19 protein-coding genes are annotated in these 22,044 nt (G+C 60.8%); 8 read left to right on the top strand and 11 right to left on the bottom strand.

The annotated features are described in order from the left end of the window. Positions 1-60 precede the first annotated feature (60 nt). Entirely contained in the window at positions 61-771 is a 711-nt protein-coding gene (locus BLP76_RS02580; protein WP_139163663.1) for a hypothetical protein, read from the bottom strand. Between the two features lie 237 nt (positions 772-1,008). On the opposite strand from BLP76_RS02580, the gene BLP76_RS02575 reads away from it, so the two are divergent. The 3 genes from BLP76_RS02575 to BLP76_RS02565 all read left to right on the top strand — a co-directional run bounded on the left by BLP76_RS02575 (position 1,009) and on the right by BLP76_RS02565 (position 2,718). Next, positions 1,009-1,335 (top strand): heavy metal-binding domain-containing protein, encoded by a 327-nt coding sequence (locus tag BLP76_RS02575; protein WP_092809309.1) that lies wholly within the window; start codon positions 1,009-1,011, stop codon positions 1,333-1,335. Between the two features lie 58 nt (positions 1,336-1,393). After that, complete coding sequence (meaB, locus tag BLP76_RS02570; protein WP_092809308.1) at positions 1,394-2,380, top strand: methylmalonyl Co-A mutase-associated GTPase MeaB; 987 nt, start codon at positions 1,394-1,396, stop codon at positions 2,378-2,380. Positions 2,381-2,493: 113 nt separating this feature from the next. Continuing rightward, on the top strand, positions 2,494-2,718 hold the full coding sequence (locus BLP76_RS02565) for a hypothetical protein (RefSeq protein ID WP_139163662.1): 225 nt from the start codon (positions 2,494-2,496) through the stop codon (positions 2,716-2,718). On the opposite strand, the gene BLP76_RS02560 is transcribed toward BLP76_RS02565, so the two are convergent. The 10 genes from BLP76_RS02560 to BLP76_RS02515 all read right to left on the bottom strand — a co-directional run bounded on the left by BLP76_RS02560 (position 2,711) and on the right by BLP76_RS02515 (position 16,136). Next, entirely contained in the window at positions 2,711-3,718 is a 1,008-nt protein-coding gene (locus tag BLP76_RS02560) for an asparaginase (RefSeq protein ID WP_092809306.1), read from the bottom strand. The two genes, BLP76_RS02565 and BLP76_RS02560, sit on opposite strands and share 8 nt — an antisense overlap. Positions 3,719-3,733: 15 nt before the next feature. Continuing rightward, a complete protein-coding gene (locus BLP76_RS02555; protein ID WP_244514388.1) occupies positions 3,734-4,477 on the bottom strand; it encodes an SDR family NAD(P)-dependent oxidoreductase in 744 nt (247 codons plus the stop codon). A gap of 154 nt (positions 4,478-4,631) precedes the next feature. Further along, positions 4,632-5,990 carry an adenylate/guanylate cyclase domain-containing protein gene (locus BLP76_RS02550; protein ID WP_170130345.1) on the bottom strand — a complete coding sequence of 453 codons (1,359 nt, stop codon included), beginning with the start codon at positions 5,988-5,990 and terminating at the stop codon, positions 4,632-4,634. An 8-nt stretch (positions 5,991-5,998) separates the two neighbouring features. Beyond that, positions 5,999-6,751: an MBL fold metallo-hydrolase gene (locus BLP76_RS02545; RefSeq protein ID WP_244514421.1), complete on the bottom strand. Its 753-nt coding sequence runs from the start codon at positions 6,749-6,751 to the stop codon at positions 5,999-6,001. Positions 6,752-6,854: 103 nt separating this feature from the next. Further along, positions 6,855-7,316, bottom strand: coding sequence for a cyclic nucleotide-binding domain-containing protein (locus BLP76_RS02540; protein WP_244514387.1), 462 nt, complete (start codon positions 7,314-7,316; stop codon positions 6,855-6,857). A gap of 16 nt (positions 7,317-7,332) precedes the next feature. Further along, the gene (locus tag BLP76_RS02535) at positions 7,333-10,059 is read right to left on the bottom strand and encodes an ABC transporter transmembrane domain-containing protein (protein ID WP_170130346.1); all 2,727 of its coding nucleotides are present in this window, start codon (positions 10,057-10,059) and stop codon (positions 7,333-7,335) included. Then, positions 10,037-11,212, bottom strand: coding sequence for an ABC transporter permease (locus tag BLP76_RS02530; protein WP_092809301.1), 1,176 nt, complete (start codon positions 11,210-11,212; stop codon positions 10,037-10,039). Before BLP76_RS02530 ends, BLP76_RS02535 begins: the two co-directional genes overlap by 23 nt. Beyond that, positions 11,209-12,234 (bottom strand): ABC transporter permease, encoded by a 1,026-nt coding sequence (locus BLP76_RS02525; protein WP_092809300.1) that lies wholly within the window; start codon positions 12,232-12,234, stop codon positions 11,209-11,211. Before BLP76_RS02525 ends, BLP76_RS02530 begins: the two co-directional genes overlap by 4 nt. 27 nt (positions 12,235-12,261) lie before the next feature. Further along, positions 12,262-14,220 carry an ABC transporter substrate-binding protein gene (locus BLP76_RS02520; RefSeq protein ID WP_092809299.1) on the bottom strand — a complete coding sequence of 653 codons (1,959 nt, stop codon included), beginning with the start codon at positions 14,218-14,220 and terminating at the stop codon, positions 12,262-12,264. After that, positions 14,220-16,136 (bottom strand): dipeptide ABC transporter ATP-binding protein, encoded by a 1,917-nt coding sequence (locus BLP76_RS02515; RefSeq protein ID WP_244514386.1) that lies wholly within the window; start codon positions 16,134-16,136, stop codon positions 14,220-14,222. Before BLP76_RS02515 ends, BLP76_RS02520 begins: the two co-directional genes overlap by 1 nt. Before the next feature lie 421 nt (positions 16,137-16,557). On the opposite strand from BLP76_RS02515, the gene BLP76_RS02510 reads away from it, so the two are divergent. The 5 genes from BLP76_RS02510 to BLP76_RS02490 are packed head-to-tail and all read left to right on the top strand — an operon-like array spanning position 16,558 to position 22,037. Further along, entirely contained in the window at positions 16,558-17,754 is a 1,197-nt protein-coding gene (locus BLP76_RS02510; protein ID WP_092809297.1) for a glycosyltransferase family protein, read from the top strand. Positions 17,755-17,777: 23 nt separating this feature from the next. Further along, positions 17,778-19,031: a glycosyltransferase family 4 protein gene (locus BLP76_RS02505; protein ID WP_092810072.1), complete on the top strand. Its 1,254-nt coding sequence runs from the start codon at positions 17,778-17,780 to the stop codon at positions 19,029-19,031. Next, positions 19,028-20,116 carry a glycosyltransferase family 4 protein gene (locus tag BLP76_RS02500; protein WP_092809296.1) on the top strand — a complete coding sequence of 363 codons (1,089 nt, stop codon included), beginning with the start codon at positions 19,028-19,030 and terminating at the stop codon, positions 20,114-20,116. Before BLP76_RS02505 ends, BLP76_RS02500 begins: the two co-directional genes overlap by 4 nt. Further along, positions 20,116-21,258, top strand: coding sequence for a glycosyltransferase family protein (locus BLP76_RS02495; RefSeq protein WP_092809295.1), 1,143 nt, complete (start codon positions 20,116-20,118; stop codon positions 21,256-21,258). The genes BLP76_RS02500 and BLP76_RS02495 overlap by 1 nt, the downstream gene beginning before the upstream one ends. Next, positions 21,255-22,037, top strand: a complete 783-nt coding sequence (locus tag BLP76_RS02490) for a polysaccharide deacetylase family protein (RefSeq protein ID WP_092809294.1) — start codon at positions 21,255-21,257, stop codon at positions 22,035-22,037. The genes BLP76_RS02495 and BLP76_RS02490 overlap by 4 nt, the downstream gene beginning before the upstream one ends. The last annotated feature ends 7 nt before the right edge of the window (positions 22,038-22,044 follow it).

Here is a 22,044-nt window from a genome sequence, read left to right as displayed (position 1 = left end):
GGGCGCAAACGCCCCCTCCCGATCGCAGTCGGCCAAGCTGTCGCGAAATGCCACAAAAGCTCAAGCGGCAGCCGCAGCAAGCCGTCTGGCGGCCTTGCTCTCGCTGACCTGGGGGAGGATCAGGAGAGGCTGCAGGGGGCTGTTGGCTGCGATCTTCTTCATCCACGTCGCGCTCGCCGCATCCCAGCCCTTGTTGATGTCGAAGCTCAAGGAGCGCGAGCTCACACCGGTCAGGTCAATCAGGGCGCCCTGCGCAAAAGCCTGGGCAATCACCGTCGCGGTCTTGACCGGCTTGGTGGCGAACATGAGCAGCACCGTCTCGATCGGCACGATCAGGTCGAGGCCATTGCCGTAAAGCGGGAAGGCGCACAGGGTCGTGTAGTCCCCACTCGGGTTCTGCTGGGACATGCCGCAGGTGTACTGCGTCGTCGAATTGTTCATGATCGAGATCGCACCGGCCGTACCTTCGCCGGTCACGCTGACATTGCCGACATTGTCGACATTCATCGTCTGGCCGAGGTCGATGTCGGCTTTGGCCGAGGCGTGGATCACGACATTCGATTCGATTTGATCGTTCGAGATATAGGCCTGGTAGTTCTCCTCCCAGGTCAGCGTTGTGTCGGTGAGGAAGTTCTGACTTGAGAACCAGACCGTCGGCATACCTGAGGATTGCCCGCGCACAGCTTTGAAGCCATACATATAATATCCGGAATCCTTAAGGGCCTTGACGGTATTCTGGTCCATTTCAACAGTAATTGAATATTCAGCCATTTTATCCTCCGTTTTACAGGTGCGAACTTGTGGTCGCCGCATCTCCCAGGCGACGGTTTGAGGCTACTATTGCAATTTCTGATTGCATAGACGCAGCATTCGCAAGCGTAAACGTTGTCTTTCGACGACACTCTGAATTGAAACAAATCCGTGCGGCCCGCCCACATCGGGAAAACTCGGGCTTCTCAGCTGTCAGCGCTTACGGCAGATTGCGTTCATCCCCTGAAGGAGCCCGATATGCTCGTCACCACCACGCCCACGATCGAAGGCCGTCGTATCCGCGAGTATTTCGGCGTCGTCACTGGCGAAGCCATCCTTGGAACCAACGTCTTTCGTGACTTCTTTGCCGGCATCCGCGACATCGTCGGCGGACGTGCCGGGGCATATGAAAACGCTCTGCGCGAGGCCCGCGAAACGGCACTCGCCGAAATGCAGGCGGAGGCCCGCGCGCTCGGCGGCAATGCGATCATCGGCGTCGACATCGACTATGAAACGATTTCGATCGGCGATCGCGGCGGCATGATGATGGTCTCCGCCTCCGGCACCGCGGTTTTCGTGGAGTAGCGAGTAAGAAAGCCGCTGGGGCATGGACCCACGTCCGCCTGCCAGCTACCACAGCGCCATGGGGGACACGAACAAGACAGAAGCGATCAACGCTCTTGCGCAGGCCGTCCTTGCCGGCGAACGGCGGGCACTCGGGCGCGCCATCACGCTCGTCGAATCTCGACGGGAGGACCATCGTCGCGAGGCAGCGCTGCTCATCGAACAACTCCAGCCCAAAACCGGGCGCAGTATCCGCATCGGCATGACTGGTTCACCAGGAGCCGGAAAATCGACCCTCATCGACACGTTCGGCAGCAATCTGACAGCGGCAGGCCATAAGGTCGCCGTCCTTGCCGTCGATCCGACTTCGACGCGCACCGGCGGCTCGATTCTCGGCGACAAGACCCGCATGGGCCGGCTCGCGCAGGACACGAACGCTTTCATCCGTCCCTCGCCGACCGGCGGCACACTCGGCGGCGTTGCGGCCCGGACGCGCGAAGCCATGCTCGTCTGCGAGGCTGCTGGATTCGACGTGATCATTGTGGAGACGGTGGGCGTCGGCCAGTCAGAAACCACCGTCGCCGACATGGTCGATGTCTTCGTGGCCCTCGCCCTGCCCGGCTCCGGCGACGAATTGCAGGGGTTGAAGAAGGGCGTCGTAGAGATTGCCGACATCCTTGCCGTCAACAAGGCTGAGGGGACAAATGCCCCGCGCGCCCGCGAGGCGGCCGGCGATCTGCAATCAGCCTTGCGCATTCTCGGAGCGAGGCCGGATGGCTGGGTCGTGCCAGTGCTGGCAATTTCGGGGCTTGCCAATGAAGGGCTCGACGAACTCTGGCAGACGATCAACGACTTCTGCAAAGAAGGTGCGAAAACCGGCAGCCTTGTCGCTCGGCGGCATCGGCAGGCGGTGATCTGGTTTCACGCCATTCTCGACGAGCGCATTCGCGAACGCGTTCTGGCGGGCTTCGAAGACGAAATCACAAAGCTCGAAGAGGCGGTCAGAGGTGGCGGCAAGAGCGCAGCGGCAGCAGCCGAAGAGGCGGTGTCGCATCTCCTGCGCTGAGGCTCCCAAATGTCCTAATGCCAGCAGCAGATATCACAAAGCTCGTGCGGGACATTAACTCTGGCTTAACCAAACAGAAGCTGTGCGGGCGGTCTTAGGCCATGGTCGACGCGATGTTTCGATTCTCATTCTTCCGCCGACTTGCGGTTGCAGCCTTTGCTGCCCTTCCCGCCTTTTTGATGCCCGTCGGCCATGCTCCGGCGCCGGCGCAATTGCGCGGCCCGATCGAACCCCCGACGGACGGAACGCAGTCGCCGGAGGGCTGGCGCGATCGCACGATCTTCCGCGAGGCCCGGCATATCGAATTCCCGGAAGACGCGGAAAAACGGCTCAGCTAAGGCCGGCAAAAGCCTCTTCGATCACGCGCACCTGACCAGTCGGGATCAGACGGCGGTTGACGAGTTGTCTCGGGCGCCAGGGGTCAAATGAGGCCGCACATTCCGGCACCAGCCGGGCGAGGATTTCCGCGATCACGGCCTCTGAGGCGCGCGTTGCTCCGTCGTCGACCTTTAGAGCGATACCGAGACCGGTCTCCGGCAGGGTGGCGCAGAAGACGCCCTCCGCGCCCGCCTTGACCAGCGCACGCCCGCCGAGTGCCTGCATGGCGAGGGTGCAGAAGCGACCGGTGCCTGCAACGTACCAGGGATATTCGGTGGCGGCGGCAAAGAGTGCTTGGGCTGCGGCCGCGCGCTCAGGAGAAAGGCCGGCGCCGGTGCCGAAACGGGCGAAACCCCGCGCAAGGGCGCGCAACGGCACCGAATAAGTCGGCAGAGAACAGCCATCGATGCCCGACCGTCCCTCGATATGGGCAACGTCCGTCACACGTTCCAGAGCTTCGCGGACAAGACGCTGGACGGGATGATCGGGCTCTACATAACCCGCAGGATCAAAGCCACAGCCGACAGCAACTGCAAGCATGCCGGCATGCTTGCCGGAGCAATTGTTATGAAGGGGGCTCGGCACGCCGCCGCTTGCGGCGAGATGCAGCATCGATTCTTCGTGGCTCGGCCATTGTGGACCGCACAAGAGCGCCGCCTCTGTAAGGCCACAGCGTTCCAGCATGGCGCGGGCGAGCGCCACATGAGCCGGCTCTCCACCATGTGAAGCCTGCGCGAGCGCAAGCTCGGCCGGGCCGAAGCCATAGGCATCCGCTGCCCCCGTCTCGACCAGCGGCAACGCCTGCAACGCCTTGACGGCAGAACGCGGAAACACAGCCTGTTCGGCATCACCAGCACAGGCGCGCATGTTCCCCTGCGCGTCACACACAACGAACGCACCGCGATGACAGCTTTCGACGCGCTCGCCGCGCGTCACTTCAACGAGAATGGGATCTTCCATGGTTCAGCTCACGGCCTAATCGGGACGCAAAATACCAGCAGCCAGAAAGCCGCCGTCGACACAGAGGACATGGCCGTTGATGTAGCCGCCGGCCTCCGACAGCAGAAAGTGGACCGCCGCCGCGACCTCTTCGGGCTCTCCGTAGCGGCGCTGGGGAATGTGGTCGCGCCACAACCTGCGCATTTCCGCGTCATGAAGCTGGTGGATATGGGGCGTATCAATGGCCCCGACGGCAACGGCATTGACGCGAATACCCTTCGGGCCGAGCTCGGCCGCCATCGCTTGCGTCATCGCAATGAGGCCGCCCTTGGCTGCGGCGTCGGCGATGCGCCCCGGAAAGCCCCGCAGACCGGACACCGAGGAGACGTTGACGACCGCACCCCCGTCCACCATGCGCAACACGACGGCCTTGGCGGTGATGAAACATCCCGTAAGATTGACCTCGAGCGCCTCACGGAAGCCTTCCGCATCGGTCGCCTCAAAGGAAAGGTCGCGGGCAAAGCCAGCCGAATTAACGAGGCCAACCGGCGGACCAAAAGTCTCTTCCGCCTCGTCGAGCGCTTCGTCGACGGCGTCTTCGTCGGTGATATCAGCTTCCAGAAGGAGGGCATCTCCGCCCCGGAGCTCGGCATCGGCTCCAGCAAGGGATTCTCGGCTGGCATCAAGCACGCTGACTTGGAAGCCGCTATGGGCGAGAAGCCGGGCTGTTGCGAGCCCGATCCCCGAGGCGCCTCCGGCCACGACGACATGGCCGCTCACAGCCTGTCTCCAGGCGGAAGCGTCTCTCGTCCGCTCAATTCCAACCATTCTTTCACGATTGCCGCCCGCCACCAGCTCATGCATCTGAGGTTAAAGCGCCACTATTCGGCAGACAAGTGAGGTTCGAAGCGCGTTGCGGCGTGCGAAAGGCCGTTCACCCGTACGACAAAGCCGTGATCGGATCAGTCTCCGCACTCGCTGACGCGCTCTTCAGAACGATCAGATCGACGCGGCCCGATAGACCGGCGACATGTCGCTTTCTGCGGAGTTCGAGGCGATGTGGCGTGACGAAGCCCTGGCGCTTGGCGAGTTTGAGCGTCGACCTCGTGGTGAGGCCAGCAGTACCCTCGACGCGATTGGCATCTTCCAGTTTGGCCGCCAGATTGACAGGAACACCGATGACGGTGTGTTCAAGACGGTCCGCACCACCGACAACGCCGACAAGGGCTGATCCAGCGGCAACTGCACAGCCAACCCGCAGTTGAACAGCACGCCCCTCGCGCCGCATCTCTTCATTCAAGGCATCGACCGCCGCATGGACGCCAAATGCAGCATGAAGCGCATCCGCCGCGTAAGACGGAGAAGCATCGACCGCGCCGAAAGTCGCAAGAATGCCATCCCCCAGATATTTATCGATATGGCCGTTAAAGCGTCCAATAACGCTCGCCATCGCACTCTGGTAACCGGTCAGAAGCGCCATCACGTTTGATGGCTGCATTGCCGCCGCCATGGCCGTGAAACCTCGAATATCGATGAAGAGTGCAGCGATATCGCGCGTCGTTGCTACGCCCGACACGAGTTCGGCCGGCTCCTGTGCACCGACATTGCGGGCAATCTCCGGGGCAAAGAAGCGGGAAAGGTTGCCGGCAATCACGTGGTCACGAACCGCCGAAACAAGAAGTGCTCGCGAGCGCATCAAGACATAAGCGAGCAGGAAGGTCGTCGCGGAGATGACGATGATTTTGTCGAGCTCGGCCCCCACGAGGACTTTCGAGCCATTGGTGTATTCCACATAATTGCGGGTGATACCCGCAAACTCTGAATCAAAATAGATCGCGTAGACGACGAGAGACACCCAGCTTGCGACAGCAAGCACCCCAGTCAAAATGAGAAAGGTCGGATCAAAGCGCAGAGCACGCAGTGCGATAAATAGAAAGAAATAGAGAACTGTCGGCGACTTTAGCACGAAGGCCGCGGGCTCGTTATATTGAACGTGGTACGAGAAAATAATTGCCGTTAGGAGCGCCACGTCAAAGACGATCGAGGCAACGATCAGCCAAGTCCCAAGACGGCGCCGGTAAGCCAAACCAAGCCGAAGGACTGTGAACACGGCGTAGCCAGCAAGAGCGTATGGCACGAAGTTGAAGCCTGCCGAGCCCTCGGCACGGGGCAGAAATGCGTAAGCCGAACAGAAAAAGACGATGAGAGCCAGCTGCGCCCAACCAATGCGGATCTCGGCCCGTTCATCGAGTTCGTCGATCCGCCGTTTGAGGGCAGGCGGGAGCGCCTTCATTGTTCGGCTCATGCAACTGGTGCCGTCACCTCCCCAGCATGGAGCACCATGCCTTCGCGCGCGATTTCTGCAGCCGGACAGACCTCCCGCATCTGCGCGCGCAGAAGATCAAGGGCGTCATCCGAGCGTTCTGGATGGTGATGGAACATCACAGGCCTGGAAACTCCGGCCCGGCGCGCAAGAGCCACTCCCTCCTGCCAGGTGGAATGCCCCCAACCAACGTGTTGTCGGTACTCCGCAGCCGTGTAAGTGGCATCGTAGACCATGATATCGCAACCGCAGACGAAACGTTCCACGGCCTCGTCGACCCCTTGGTCACCGTGCTCGTGATCGGTGATGATCGCGACCGAAGCGCCTCTATAATCAAATCGGTACCCCAGCGCGCCGCCCGGATGATTGAGGCATTCAGTGGTCACACGCAGCCCATCGCCGAAGATCAATTCCTCTCCAACACTCAGATCGTGAAAAGCGCAATCGCGGAAGACCGCCGGCTGAACCGGAAAGAGCACAGGGTTCATCAAGCGCTCGAAAATATCGCGGAGCTTGATATCCGCCAGAAGATGGCCGGCGACGAAGCGGACTTCGAAATTCTCGCAGTATGCCGGCCTGAAGAAGGGCAGGCCGCAGATGTGATCGAGATGGGTATGGGTGAAAAGCACGGTCGTGCGACGCCTTCCCTCCCTCAGAAAAGCTTCGCCGAGGTCGTGCACACCGCTCCCGCAATCGACAACGAGGCTTTGCCCACCTGCCTTGATTTCCATGCATGACGTATTGCCGCCATAGCGCACGGTCTTCGCGCCGGGCACCACGTAGGAGCCCCGCACACCCCAAAAACGGATCGAAAGCCCCGTATGATTTTCCATTTTACACCGTTTCGCCTGCCAACCGCCCCCTCAGTTCTGCGAGATCCTGCGTCGTGCGCTCCAGGCGATGGGCGAGCACACGCATGATATCGAAGGCCACGTCCGGAAATTCTCGAAGCAGCGAGAACATCTGATCACGCGACAAAGCCAGGGCCTCGGTCATGTGCGTCGCCACAACCGTTGCCGTGCGCGGCACCTCAAACAAGACGGCAATTTCGCCAACGATATCCGTGCTGCCGAGCTCGGCAATTTTCTTCCGACCCTGACCGGTATCGACAAGCACATCACAATCCCCGGACAGGATGATGAACGCCGTGTCACCTTCCTCGCCTTGCCGGCACAAGACCTCTCCGGGGTGGAAAACCACACGTTCGCTGATGAAAGCGAGAAGCTTCAATTTCGCGACATCGACGTTAGCGAAAATCGGCACCCGCGAAAGGGCCTTGACTTCCTCATCCATCATGACCGCGCGTTCCTCATCATTCAGCAGCGACCGCATCCGGATCGTCTTCGTTCCGGCCGCTGGCTCCTGGCCGAGAGCGTGACGGAGGCCGCTCGTCAGCAAGAATTGCGCCACCGCGCAACCTAAGGCAATGATCGAATTGATCTAAGAGGGCTGTTCCCGTCATTCCGACGATCACCGTGCGGCCTTCTATCATCTGCAAGAGCTTGCCCAGACGCGCATCTTCACCCTCCTCGCCATTGCCTTTGAAAAGATCGTCGACAACGAGAATCTCCGGACGACGCATCAGCCCACGCAGCAATCCGATTTTGACCCGCTGCAGTGAAGACAGACGCGATCCGCCAATACCGACGCGGAAATCAAGCCCGGCCCGCAGAATAAGAGGACGGAGCTCGAAGCGCTCGACAGCGTCGGCAATGACAGCCTCCGCCTGTTCGCGACTTTTCCTGCGATCGGCGCGCAAGTGCCCGAAAAGGAGATTCTGCTCCACCGTCAGAGCCTCGTTGAAGGATTCTCGCGAGAAGAAATGGAAGGCACCCGGCGCTTTGCGCCGCAGCGCTCTCACGAGTTCTGGGCGGGCGGCGACAACGCGAGCCTCAAGTTCAGGAGTGACGATACCTAGCCGATGCTTCGCTGGGACAAGTTGCAGCGCGTAACCCAACAGTCGGGCGCGGTCGCGCGGCTTCAGACGGCCGATCCCATCCTTGGCACGCCGTAGAACCGGCGCGACTTCCGGCAACTCGTCCATCGGAATGAAAGAGTAATTCGCAAGAGCATCGCTCTGCCCACTGACATTGGAAAAAAGCTCGACCATTGCAGCGGCAAGATCGCGGCCTGCCGCCACCAAAGCGTCCTCGAGGCCCGCCTCTCTTACAGCCTCACGAAAGGCCGGGACGTCCGCCAATTCGCGCGTTGTCACGTCAGGGTCGCGCGGCACGCCGAAAAGCAGATTCTCCGCCAGTGTGGCGCTGCGGTTGAAGCTGTCTTCGGACCAAAACTCGACGAAATCCGCTTTTGCACCAGCCGCCCTCACTTGCTCGGCGATCATATTGCGGGCCGAGAGGATACGCTGGCGGGCCTCCTCGCCGAGCGCCTCCGGCAAACGCGCTTGGAGACCGAGGCGATATACCTCGTCACTCATGCCGAAGGCTTCGATGTTCTCAATGATGCGGTGGTCGAGTTCTTCCACCGAACCAACACCCGCCTCGGCTAGATCTTCCCATGAGCTCAGATATTCGTAAGACGCGTTACCGGTTAGTTCTGCTTCGGCGAGACGGGTCCTCAGAAGAGCCTCGTCGATGCCGTCGGACGGCGCGATCGGGCGATGCAGGAGCCCATAAACCAGATTGAAGCGGATCGTATCGTTGAGAATGTAAGGATGCGCCGAGGCATAGGCGACGCGCCGACCGAGCACAGATTGAGGCAACGCCTCAAGGTTATACCCACCAATCTCGATGCGCCCCGAGCTGGGCGACAGAAGGCCCGCCATCATCATCAAAAGTTGCGTGCGGCCGCTTGCTTCAGAACCAAGCACCGCGAGCTTTTCACCGAGCGGGATCTCCGCCGAAACGTCGTTCACCTCCTGCCCGGCCCCCTCACCGGAATAGGAGACATGGGTGAGAACGAGGCTTTGCGCAGCTGAAAAATCGAGTTCCGGGTCGGCGTGCAGGCGCTCCACCGGATAAAGGTCGGGCGGATCAAACTGCTCGACCACGGCGACATACTTCACCTGGGTGTCGGCAAAATTTTGATAATAATCGAGAAGCTCCTTCCAGGGAGATGCGAGATCCTTATAAGCCGCGAGCACGGCGACAAGCGCACCGAAGGAAATCTGCCCTTTGATGACCAGATAACCGCCGACAGAATAGAAAAAGAAGGGCGTAATTTGATTCATCAGATTGTTGATGAACTTGATCATAAATTTCCGCTTGAAGATTTCGTAGCGGATGTCGAAATTTCTCTGCAGCCGATTGGTGAATTCGGCGAGATGATAAGCGGCTGTGTTGTTGGCGTGGATATCGCGAATGCCGGCGATCGAGGCTCCGACATCCTCCGACAATTCACGCAGATTGCGCACACGCTCGCGCGCCAGCATGTTCACACGCTTCTGCAGGCGCGGAATGAGCCATCCCTGAAAGGGATAGAGCGAGACGGCAGCCGCGCCGAGGAGCGGATCCTGCATGAAGATGAAGGAGAGGTAGACGAGGAGCGTGCCGCCCTGGAAGATCGGCACGGCGATGGCATCTGCAATGAAGCCGCCGAGCGGCTGCACTTCAGAGGCGATCATGGCAATTATCTCGCCCGACGAAGCGCGAGAAAAATGCGGCAGGCGAAAGCGCAGAACGCGCTCGAAAAGCTGGTAGCGCAGGCGTCTCAAGGTGCGCTCGCCAGCAAGCCCCTTATAGACGTTCATCACGTATTTGACGACGCCGTTGAGCCCTACAGCCAAGAGAAAGCCCAAGGAGAGAAGGATCAGATATTCGATCTGATCGAACTCTCTCCCGAATACGATTTTGGGGAAGTTCTTGCCGCCGATCGCCTGATTGACGATCGTTTTGGGGAGCTCCAGCGTGACATAGAGGATCGGGAAGGAAACCAGCGTAATCGCCAGAATGACGAGCTGTTGGCGCCTGGAATAGCGCCAGATATAGCGGAAGAAATTGCGATCGAGACCGCCGTCCCGCGCCTTTCTCTCCGTGTTTGCCGCGTCCGGCCCAGGACTATTTGTATGGGTCCGCCGCATCCCGCAAACCATCTCCAAAGAAAGAGAATGCTAGCACGACGATGATAACCGGCACCACTGGCGCGACGAGCCATGGATAAACGGTGATGATCGTCACCGACTGCGCCTCGTTGAGCATCACACCCCAGGAGATGATCGGACGTCTCAGACCGAGATTGAGGAAGGAGAGCGCAGTCTCGCCCAAGATCATCGAAGGGATCGACAAAGTGGCACTGGCGATCAAATGGCTCATGAAGCCCGGCACGAGATGGCGGCCGATGACGCGGGCGGGCGACGCGCCCATAAGAACTGCCGCCTTGGCGTATTCCTCCTCGCGCAGAGCCAGAAGTTTGGAGCGCACGGCGCGCGCCAGGCCCGGCCAGTCGAGAAGTCCGAGAATGATGGTAATGCCGAAATAAATGAAGATCGGGCTCCAGGTGACGGGGAGCGCCGCGGACAGAGCCATCCACAGCGGGAGCTCCGGCAGCGACCGAAGAATCTCGATCACACGCTGGGATGCGGCATCGACCCAGCCGCCAAAATAGCCAGCCGCTCCGCCGATGACGACGCCAAGCAGCATGGAGATCGCAACTCCGACGAGCCCGACGGTCAGGGAAATGCGGGCACCATAGACGAGCCCCGAGAAGACATCGCGACCGAGGCGGTCGGTGCCGGCAAGGAAGAGCGTTCCGCCCACCGGCGGACAGACGAGATGAAAGCGGGCCTGAAACAGACCCCAGAACCGATAAGGCTCGCCCTGGCAGAAGAAGCGCAGCTTCTGCGCCTCCTCAGGAGCGCGGGTGTATCCCCAACGGAGGAGATCGAGATCGACCTTGGCAACGTAAGGATGAACATACGGGCCGATGAGACTTCCGTCGTGAAAGAGATGCACCCCCTGGGGAGGCGCGTAGAGATAATCGATATGCCGCGCATTGGGCGCATAGGGCGCGATCACCTCCGCGAACGGCACCGTCAGATAGAAGATCAGGAGAACGAAGCTCGCGAGGACTGCGAGACGGTGCCGGCGGAACTTCCACCACATGATGCGCGCGGCGGAGGCGGCATAAAACCGCTCCTGTTCGGGCGTCAGAACTTCCGCCACAGACGGCTCAAAGGGCGCCTGATCGACGTAGCGTGGAAAAACTTCGCTCTCGGAGGATGACGGCTCCCTCATTTGCGGGCGGCCCCGCCAAGCCGAATCCGGGGATCGAGCACGGCGAGCAGGAGGTCAGAGACAAGCATGCCGATCAAGGTGAGGATGGCGACGAATAGGAGGATAAAGCCTGCCAGGAACTGGTCCTGCGACTGCAGCGCATCAAGGAGGATCGGCCCGACGGTTGGCAGATTGAGCACCACGGAGACGATCACCGAGCCGGAGACGAGTGAAGGAATGAGATTGCCGATATCGGCAACAAAGGGATTGAGCGCCATCCTGAGCGGATACTTCGCGACGAGGCGTTCCTCCGACAGCCCTTTGGCGCGAGCAGTTTGCACATATTGCTTGTCGAGCTCGTCGAGGAGGTTCGCCCGCAGCCGTCGGATCATCCCGGCGGTTCCGGCTGTGCCGATGACGATCGTCGGTACGATCAGATGCGACAGCAGAGAGCCGACCTTGGCGAGCGACCAAGGCGCGTCGACATAGACGGGATCCATGAGACCGCCGATCGACATGCCGAACCAGACATTGGAATAGTAGAGAAGAGCAAGCCCCAAGAGAAAATTGGGCGTTGCGAGGCCTATATAACCGAGAAATGTGAAGAAATAATCCCCGAATGAATATTGCTTCATGGCCGAATAAACACCAATCGGCAAAGACACCGCATAGACGAAAATTATCGTCGCGAAATTCAAGATAATGGTGAGAGGCAGAGCCGGGCCGATAACGGTCTCGACCGGAGCGTTATATTCAAACGACCAACCCCAATCACCTTGCAGAAGGCCGGAGAAGCCCGAAGGGCCCGGCCAGAGGCCGATCCAGATGAAATAGCGCTCGAGAAACGGACGATCGAGCGCAAATTCGCTCCGAAGGAAGGCGATCTTATCGGCACTCGCCCCCTCGCCGGCCGCGCGCAAGGCGGCGATCTGATTGGTGAGGTAATCGCCCGGCGGTAGCTCAATGATCAAGAAGATCAGAAACGAAATGACGAACAGCGTCGGGATCATACCGAGGAGGCGACGAAGCATATAGCGCAGCATCAGCCCTTCCTCTCGCAGATGATCCGTTCAGTCGCCTGACGCAAGGCTTTTCGTCTTGCCAAAGATGGGCGCATTCACCACCCTCGGCTTGTCGTCAAACCAAAACGCATCCATGCGGTGAAGACCGAACTGAGCGCCGGGATCCCACCCATAGATACCAGCGGGAGGGACATTCCGCAGATAGTTGGAGCGCACCACAGGCTGAAAAACATCGGCGACAATGCCGATAGAGAACGTCTCAGCTGCATTAATCTCCAGAATCTGTCTCCAGATCATCTGACGCTCCTGCAGCGTCTCCGTGTGCTGCCAGGCCTCGTAGAGCTTGAGGAGGTCGTTCGCCGGCTTATAATCCACTGGCTCTCCCTTGGCGCCGCGATGCGCATAATACTCGCCCCAGGCAGGCCAGATGAAGCTTTCAAAAGAGACAGGCGCAAAATCGTCAGGAGGCATGTCTGCCGTCGGGATGCCGTTGTCGAAGCCTGCATCGGCTACCATCTGCACGAGCCCAGCATTGGCCCGGCGGCGGATGTTGTCACGCTCAGACGGCTTGATGACAAGATCGACGCCGATCTCGCGCCATGTCTCGCGGATGAGCTCCAGGGCATCGACGATCTCCGGGTTCTCTCCCGCCGTTTCCACGATGATCTGAAGGGGCCGTCCGTCTGGCATGATACGAATGCCATCGCCGCGGCGCTCCACGAGCCCGATATCCTCGAGAAGAGCTTCCGCACTCTTGGGCTCATACTGAGTCCAGGCACTTCGGTAGGGTGGACGAAAGAGCGGGCTAAGCGGTGTGACGGAATTGTTGGAAGGCTCGGCGAGGCCGAAGAAAAGAACACGATTGATGAGCTCACGGTCGATTCCGAGTGAAAGCGCATGGCGGAAGCGCACATCGCGAAAGAGTTTTCGCCAAGCTTCGTCTTCGACATTGAGATTTGGATAGAGCGCGATCCGCGCGGCTCGGGCATCGGGCCAAAACAGCGTTTGATACTGACGCTCCTGCTCTCCATCCTTCAACACGGTAATGTCTGAAAAACTCAGGCCCCGCGCCTGCAAGTCCGCTTCACCCGCATGCACCTTCGCAGCAACGAGGCGGGCATCGGCGACATCCATCACGATGCGGTCGATATAGGGAAGCTGACGTCCGTTGCGATCAATGCGGTGATAGTAGGGATTGCGGATGAGGATGAAGCGGCGGCCGGAGCTGGGCTGGATGACCCAGGGCTGCAAGGTCGGCATCCCGGCATGCTCGTTGCCGTACATGTCATCCATCAGATTGTGTTCGGCCGCCCAGCTCCTTTTGCGGTCGCGCGCCATCTCGCTCTCGATGAATGCCTTATCCCCATAGCGCTCATGCCATTTCTTCAGGAAATGCGCCGGCCGGTAGATGAAGGGCGGCCGTGCCTTGGCGAGGTTCTGCAGAAAGCCCGGATTGGGTCTATCCCAGGAGTAACGCACCGTGAGCGGATCCAGCACCTCAAAGCGCGGCCCCTTGCCATCGACCAGGAGAAAGCTCGGAAGCCCTGTCGGCATCAACTGCGGATTGGAGGCGATATCCTCGAAATAATACCGAAAATCTTCGGCCGTGAACGGATGCCCGTCGGACCATCTGTGCCCCTTGCGCAGATGGAAGGTGAAGACGCGATCACCTTCGATATCGACGGACTTCAGGATGTCCGGCACCAGGGTCAGGTTCCGGTCGAAGATGACGAGACGGGCATAACCCCAGACATTGGCCAGCCGCACGTCCTTGGACCGCGTGATGATCGTTCTGAGATCTCCGCCATGACGACCAGGTCCGCCGCCTTCCGGGAAATCGTCGTAGATAAGCGGCTCGTCGGGCACGCGATCTTCGATCGGCGGCAACTTCGCCGGGTCATGCGTGTTGCCCAAGGTCTCCGTCTCGATCAATGGCGGCTGGGCATGCGCCGGAGCGACCGAAACCGCGGCAAAAACAACGAGCAAAAGAAAACCCAGGACGCGCATCAGGCGACCTTATCGCGCGCTTCGGGAAGGCAGACGAGATGGCCCGGCGCGACCTCGCGCAGGCGTGGCTCCATGCCTGGGAGGAGCCGGTACGGCTCCGGCCAGCAGGATGGCTCGCTCGCACCGTTCTCCACCAGCGCAGAGAAATCGAGCTTCTGGTCGAGGCTCGGCGTCGGTATCGCTTTCAGAAGGGCCTGCGTATACGGGTGGCGGGCATCCTCGACGATCGCCTTCTTTGCGGCGACCTCCACGACACGACCGGCACACATGACCGCGACCCGATCGGCGATGTAATCGACGACGGCGAGATTGTGGCTGACGAACAGGAAAGTGAGGCCGAGTTCGGCCTTCAGATCCTTCAGAAGATTGAGGATCTGAGCTTGTACCGAGACGTCGAGTGCCGAGACCGGCTCGTCGCAAAGCAGGAGTTCCGGCGAGAGCGCCAATGCCCGGGCGATCCCGATCCGCTGGCGCTGACCGCCGGAAAAAGAATGCGGATAGCGGCGGAGGTGACTGACGTTCAGCCCCACCATGCGCACAAGCTCCTTCACCCGCTCGTATCGCTCCGCCGCCGTACCGATGCCATGGATGGCGAGCGGCTCCGTCAGAATCTCACGCACCGTCATACGCGGGCTGAGTGAGGAAAAGGGATCCTGAAAAATGATCTGCACCTTGCGACGGAAGGCAAAGCGCTCCTCTTTCGACAGATGCGCCAGATCACGCATCTCGCCGCCAAGGCGGTAAAGCACGTGTCCTTCGTCGGGTATTTCAGCACCCAGGACGAGCTTCGCCGTGGTCGTCTTGCCCGAGCCGGATTGGCCGACGAGACCAAGACATTCGCCGCATTTCACGGTCAGGTCGAGCCGATCGACTGCCCGCACCGTGCGGGTCAGCGCGTCTCCCATCTTGCGCAACTGATAGACTTTGCTGAGCTGTCGCAATTCGAGCAACGGCTCGGAGCCACGCGCTCGCTTGTCCTGTGACGGACGGTGCAGGAACGTGGCCGGTTGGGCCTCAATCGGGCGGATGGGCTGAAGGCGCTCCTCCGGCCCCATATCGAAGCGGGGAACAGCGCGCAGGAGTGAACGCAGATAAGGATGCTCTGGCGAACGGAAGACGGTCTCGCTCGCACCCGTTTCCATGATGCGGCCGCGATAGATGACCGCCACGTAGTCGGCGATATTGGCGACGACGCCGAAATCATGCGTGATCAGAAGCACCGCCATATCGAGCTCGGCCTGCACCGTGCAAATGAGGCTCAAAACCTCGGCCTGGATGGTGACGTCGAGCGCGGTCGTGGGTTCATCGGCGATCAAGAGCGCCGGGCGGCACATCAAAGCCATGGCAATGACGGCGCGTTGGCGGAGGCCTCCGGAGAGCTCGAAGGGATACGCAGACAATGCCCGCTTCGGATCCGGAAAGCGAACGAGCCCCAGCATCTCAGCCGACAGGGCCCGCGCTTCCGCCCGGCTGGCGCCACGATGCAATCGCACCACTTCACCCAGCTGGTCACCGATCGTGTGAAGCGGCGAAAGCGCCGTCATAGGCTCCTGAAAAATGATGGAGATACGATCGCCGCGGATCGCTCGCATCTTAGGGCTGCGCGGATCCTTGGCCGCAAGATCCACGCTGATGCCGTCGCGGGGGTCGGTGAAGACGATCCGGCCGCCTGCGACACGGCCCTTTTGCGGCAATATTCCCAGAATCGCCTGTGAGATCACGGTCTTGCCGGAACCGGATTCCCCGACCAGAGCGACCGTAGAGCCCGCGGGCACTTTCAAAGAAACGCCGTCGACGGCGCGTGTGCGACCTTCGTCTCCGGCAAATTCCACAACGAGATCAGCAATCTCGAGCACCGGGCAGGGAGCAGCATCGAGACGCAACGACGGAGAGTGAGGGGCCTTTACATCGTCCACGGGTCGCAGCTTGGCGGAGCCCTCAATAGCAGGCAAGCGCTTTCGCTGTCCTTTGATACGGTTGCGCAAGGCGGCCGAGAAGCTACGAAACCGGGTCGGCAGCCCGGGGGGCGAAAACCCTCATAAGACCGGTCGAGCCGAAAGCAGCGTTCTCGCCTCGGGCACGGAATTCCCGTGGATGAGAACGGCCGCATAGAGCCGATAGGGTAAGGTCCCTCACCTCGTCTCGCCCGCGGCTATCATAAAGCGCTGCTGCTTTTCGCTTGCCATGGGCGGTCAATGAAGGCTTCAAAGCGCCGGGGCAATCGGCCCTTCCTCCCCTCTCTTGTTGGACAAGACCGGGCACGATACGTTTCTCCGGGGCAAGTTGGTACTTGGGGAATGGTCATGCCCTTTCGTGTACGGCGGGCTCAGCAGTGGCATGACACAGAAATCACGCGTCCTTATCTATAGCCACGATACGTTCGGGCTGGGTCACCTCAGGCGATGCCAGGGGCTCGCCGAAGCGATCGTTGAGAATTTCGAACACGCATCGGTGATGATCCTGTCCGGATCACCGATCATCGGCAGCTTCGAGTACCGCTCGCGCGTCGATTTCGTTCGGGTTCCGGGTGTCATCAAACTCAGGAACGGCGAATACACCTCCCTCAATCCAAAGATCGACATCGACGAGACATTGTCGCTGCGCTCTTCGATCATCGAGCATACGGCCTCGATCTATCGGCCGGACATCTTCATCGTCGACAAGGAACCCTATGGTCTGAGAGGCGAAGTGCGACCCACGCTGTCTCTTCTGAAAAAGCAGGGCACTCGCCTCGTTCTGGGCCTCCGTGACGTGCTCGACGATCAGGAGATCCTGGCGCAGGAATGGGCGCGCAAGGATTCCTACCGTGCTCTGAGCGACCTCTATGACGACATTTGGGTCTATGGGCTGCCTTCCATCTATGATCCGCTCGCCGGACTGCCGATCAGTGAAGCTGTCCGCGATAAAATCGTCTTCACCGGCTATTTGCGACGACAGCTGCCGAGATTCGATCCGAACCATCCGCAGCCTTTCGACGGTGATCCCTTCATCCTCGTCACACCGGGCGGCGGAGCGGACGGCATTGAGCTCGTCGATTGGGTGCTGCGCGCCTATGAGGCGCAGGAGCGGCCGCTCTTTCCGGCATTGATCGTGCTCGGACCTTTCATGGCGCATAATGATCAGCTGGGGTTTTTCGAGCGGGCACAATCGCTGCGCAACGTCAAAACGATGCGCTTTACGCCCCAGCTCGAACCGCTCATCAACGATGCCGTCGCACTTGTCGGAATGGGGGGCTACAACACGTTTTGCGAGGCCCTTTCCTTCGACAAGCCGACGCTCCTCATCCCACGCGTCGTTCCGAGGCGCGAGCAGGCGATCCGAGCCGAACAGGCGGAGAAGCTCGGCCTGTGCACACATCTGCCGATCGACGATTACCCGGATGTGAACGCCATCACCGAGGCGCTTGCGGATTTGCCAGAGCGACCATTGCCATCCCAGCATTTCGTTCCGGGCCTTCTCGATGGCTGGGAGACGATCCGCGAATTGCTCACGCCCTTTCTGGAAGCCCCTGCACTCAAGCGCAGCCTGCCGTGAGCAAGGCTTCTCGCGGGTTCAAAATGCGCGTCGCGACAATCCTCAAGGGCTATCCGCGCCTGTCTGAGACTTTTATCGCCCAGGAGATCCGGGGGCTGGAGCGGCGCGGCATCGCGCAACGTATCGTCTCACTGCGCCATCCCACCGATCCTTATGAACACGACATCCACCGCGAAATCGAAGCTGAGCGCTACTATCTTCCGGAATATCTCAAAGACGATCTGAAGCGGGTGTCACGGGCGCGGAGGAAGGTGGAGAAGCTCCCGGGTTTTGCGGCGGCGAAAACCGCATTTGCAAAGGACTTCGCCAGCGATCCGACAGCCAACCGGCAGCGCCGCTTCGGCCAGGCGGCTGTGCTGGCTGCAGAAATGCCGGAAGATATCGGGTGGATGCACTGCCACTTCCTGCACACCCCCGCTTCCGTCGTACGCTATGCAAGCCTGATGACCGGCATCGGCTGGTCGTTTTCGGCTCACGCCAAGGATATCTGGACGACTCCGCCGCAGGAGCTTGCAGACAAACTCGCAAGCGCCGCGTGGGGCGTCACCTGCACGAAGGCGAACCTCGAATATCTTCGAAGCCTGACGGATGATCCTGAGAAGATCGAGCTCGTCTATCACGGTCTCGATTTCTCCCGCTTTCCCAAGGAGCCGCGTCGTGAGCCTTCGGACGCCAGCTGCTTTACGCTCATCACCGTCGGTCGAGCCGTCGAAAAGAAAGGCTTCGACGATCTTCTCACGGCGCTTTCACGGCTGCCTGCGGAGCCGCGGTGGCGGCTCGTGCATATCGGCGGCGGCGCGCTGATCGCATCCCTCAAGGCACAGGCCGAGCGGCTTGGGCTTTCAAAACGTATCGAGTTTCGCGGCCCGCAGCCGCGAGCCGCCGTTCTCGCCGCCTTGGATCAGGCCGATCTGTTCGTCCTACCGTCACGCGTGATCGCAAATGGCGATCGCGACGGCCTGCCGAACGTAATTCTGGAGGCCGCCGCCTACGCCCTGCCGATCATCGCAACGCGCGTCTCGGCGATCCCCGAATTCATCGAAGATGGCGTCACCGGCCGGCTCGTGGCGCAACGGGACACGGAGGAGCTTGCGACTGCGATCACAGCTTTGATGTGCGACGGAGACTTCCGACGCCATCTTGGTCTTGCGGCCTTCCGCCGAGCACACGCCGATTTCGCCGCCACACCCGGGATCGACAAGGTGGCAGCGATGCTGCGGTATTCTTTGGTCGGCGATCAGGGGGATCGAGAAGCATCCGCCGCGAGCGCCAGATGAAGATTGCCTTTTACGCGCCGATGAAACCTCCGGACCATCCGGTTGCGTCCGGCGACAGGACCTTCGCCCGCGCCATTCTTGCCGCTCTCAGGGCTCTTGGCCACGAGGTCGAGGTGGTTTCACGCTTCCGCAGCTGGTGCCGCGATCCTGGAGAGCAGACGGCACTCGCGCAGACCGCAGAGGCAGAGCGCAGGGCAGTGCGTGGCCGGCTCGAAACCGCACCGCCGGATCTCTGGCTCACCTATCACCTTTATCACAAGGCGCCGGATTGGCTCGGACCTGAGATCAGCACAGACCTTGGAATCCCCTATGTCGTGATTGAGGCCAGCTTTGCAGAAAAGCAGCGTTCCGGCCCCTGGCGCGCGGGGGCTGCGGCTGCGGAGGCTGCGCTCGCGAAAGCCAGCATGGTCGCGGCGATCCAATCCGAAGATCTTGCCGGACTTCGCAAAATCGTGCCGCAGGAGCGGCTTACCCATCTTGCACCCTTCATGGAGCTTGGCCCGTTCCTGCGCGTCGAAAGCGGGAGGGATCCTGGGCCCCTGCGGCTCCTTGCTGTCGGCATGATGCGGGCAGGCAGCAAGGCCTCCACATACCAGGCCCTCGCCAAAGCACTGACGGCTTGGGTGGAGGCAGACTGGACGTTGACCGCCGTGGGTGACGGCCCAGAACGATCCACGCTCGAACCGCTCTTCCCCGAAGATAAGAGACGCTTCATCGGCGCGGTCGCGCCGGACGCGATGCCCGCTCTTTATGCAGCGGCCGATATTTTCGTCTGGCCCGCACTCAAAGAGCCCCTCGGCTTCGTCTTCCTGGAAGCGATGGCGAGCGGCCTTCCGATCATTGGAGGACGTGGCGGCGGCGTGCCGGATCTGGTGCAGGACGGCGTGAATGGCTTTCTCGTCGAGCCGCAAGAGCCGCGGAATGTCGCTGCGGCGCTTTCCCGACTCGCCGATCCTGGGCTGCGGGCGCGGATGGGCGCGGCGGGTCGGCTGATCGCCGCCGAAAAGCACAGCCTCGAAGCGGGCATGACGGGACTGTCCTCCCTCATCGCGCGCGCCGGAGCCACAACCCGCGAGACCGCCTGATGCGGGCGCTGATTTGGGTTCAGCACCTTCTGGGTGTTGGCCATGCCGTACGCGCCGGCGCGATCGCGCGCGCGCTCTTTGAAGAAGGCGTCGCCGTCACCCTCGCGACCGGGGCATCTTTGCCAAGTTCCGTCGATACAAAAAGCATCGACGTCGTCACGCTGCCGGCCGCGCGAGCCTCTGATCCGGCGTTCAGCGCCATCATCGATGAAGATGGCCGCCAGGTGGATGACGCCTTCTGGCAACGGCGACGTGAGATCCTCCTCGCGCTCGCCGATGGGCTCGAGCCCGAGATCGTATTGACGGAGGCCTTTCCCCTGGCAAGGCGCGGCTTTCGGGCAGAGCTCGTCCCATTTCTTCAAACGTTGCGGGCAAAACCCAGGCCGCCTTTTATCGCAGCCTCGGTGCGCGACATCCTGGTGCGTAAGCCGCCCGACAAGGAACGGGCGATGGCCGATCTCGCCCTCGCCTATTACGATGGGATCCTGATCCATTCAGATCCGAGGCTCGTACGGCTGGAGCACAGTTTCGGGGAAGCAGAAAGGCTTGCCCCTCTCGTCAGCTATACGGGCTATGTCAATTCGAGTTCAAACGTGCCCGCGCCGGCCGGCGATGGCGAGGGCGAGGTGATCGTCTCTTGCGGAGGTGGAGCGGTGGGACAAGCCATCCTGCGGGCCTCGCTCTCGGCGCGCTTGCATAGCTCCAATGCAGCGACATGCCTTTGGCGGGTGCTCGCTGGTCCCCATTTAAGCACCTCAGATTTTGCCGCTCTTGCGAAGGCTGCCCCGCCGGGCGTTATCGTGGAACGAGCAAGACGCGACTTTCCAGACCTTCTGAAACGTGCGCGACTTTCGGTGAGCCAGGCCGGCTATAACACCGCCGTCGACATATTGCAGGCCGGGGTGCCGGCGCTCTTCGTGCCCTTTGCGGCAGGATCTGAGACCGAACAAACGCAACGCGCCGAGTTGTTTGTCATCAATGGGCTTGCCGTGACTTTGCCAGAGAGAGGCCTTTCGGCAGAGAGCCTTGCCAAGGCCGCGGACCAGGCGATGCAGCTTGAGCCGAAGGTTCTCGAATTTTCGTTGGATGGCGCTCAAAAAACCGCCAAGCTTTTGATTGCTGCGGCAAAAAGAGGATCATGATGGAAGATGCGGAGCGGTTTTGCGCGCGGTTGGACGCGGCGGCAGAAACCGGAAGGACGCTCTCCTTCTGGTGGCGCGACGACGACGCCACGGAACCGACGCCCGAACTTGACAGGCTGGCGGGCCTTTTCGGCGAGATCGAAAAGGAGAGGCGTCCGCCGCTCGGCCTCGCCGTAATTCCGGATGGCGCACGTCCCGCGCTCGTCGACCGGCTCGCGCGCGAACCCCATATCGCCATCCTCCAGCACGGCCTAGCGCACAGAAACCACGCGCAGGACGGCGAGAAGAAGTCGGAGTTTCCGCTCTCCCGTCCCCTGACGAATTGTCTTGCCGACGTGAAGACCGGGCGCACACGCTTGCTGCAACTCTTCGACGGCAAGCTCCTCCCCGTCTTCGTCCCTCCCTGGAACAACGTCTCAGCGCCCGTTGTGGAGGGTTTGTCCGCACTCGGGATCCAAGGCCTATCGCGACTTGGTCCGACGAAGGGCGCTCGTGGAGAATGCAACACCCATCTCGACATCATCGAGTGGCGGAAGACACGCGGTTTCATCGGCCGCGAGGCGGCCTTCCGTCTTCTCACCGAGGAGGCGGAGCGTCGGCTCGCAGGCGTCAGTGAACCGATCGGCGTCCTCACCCACCATCTCGCCCAGGACGAAGCCTGCTGGGACTTCTGCCGCGAATTGCTGACGCTCCTTTCAAATCATCCCGGGGCAGGCTTCCCCCCTCTTCAGGAGCTTTTTGCGCTGGAGGAGCCGGAATGCCCTTCGAGCCATGGGTGAACCGCCG

The sequence above is a fragment of the Afifella marina DSM 2698 genome (assembly GCF_900102695.1).
Lineage (GTDB): Bacteria > Pseudomonadota > Alphaproteobacteria > Rhizobiales > Afifellaceae > Afifella > Afifella marina.
The sequence above is the reverse complement of the archived record's forward strand: the minus strand, read 5'-3'. Positions and strand labels throughout refer to the sequence as shown.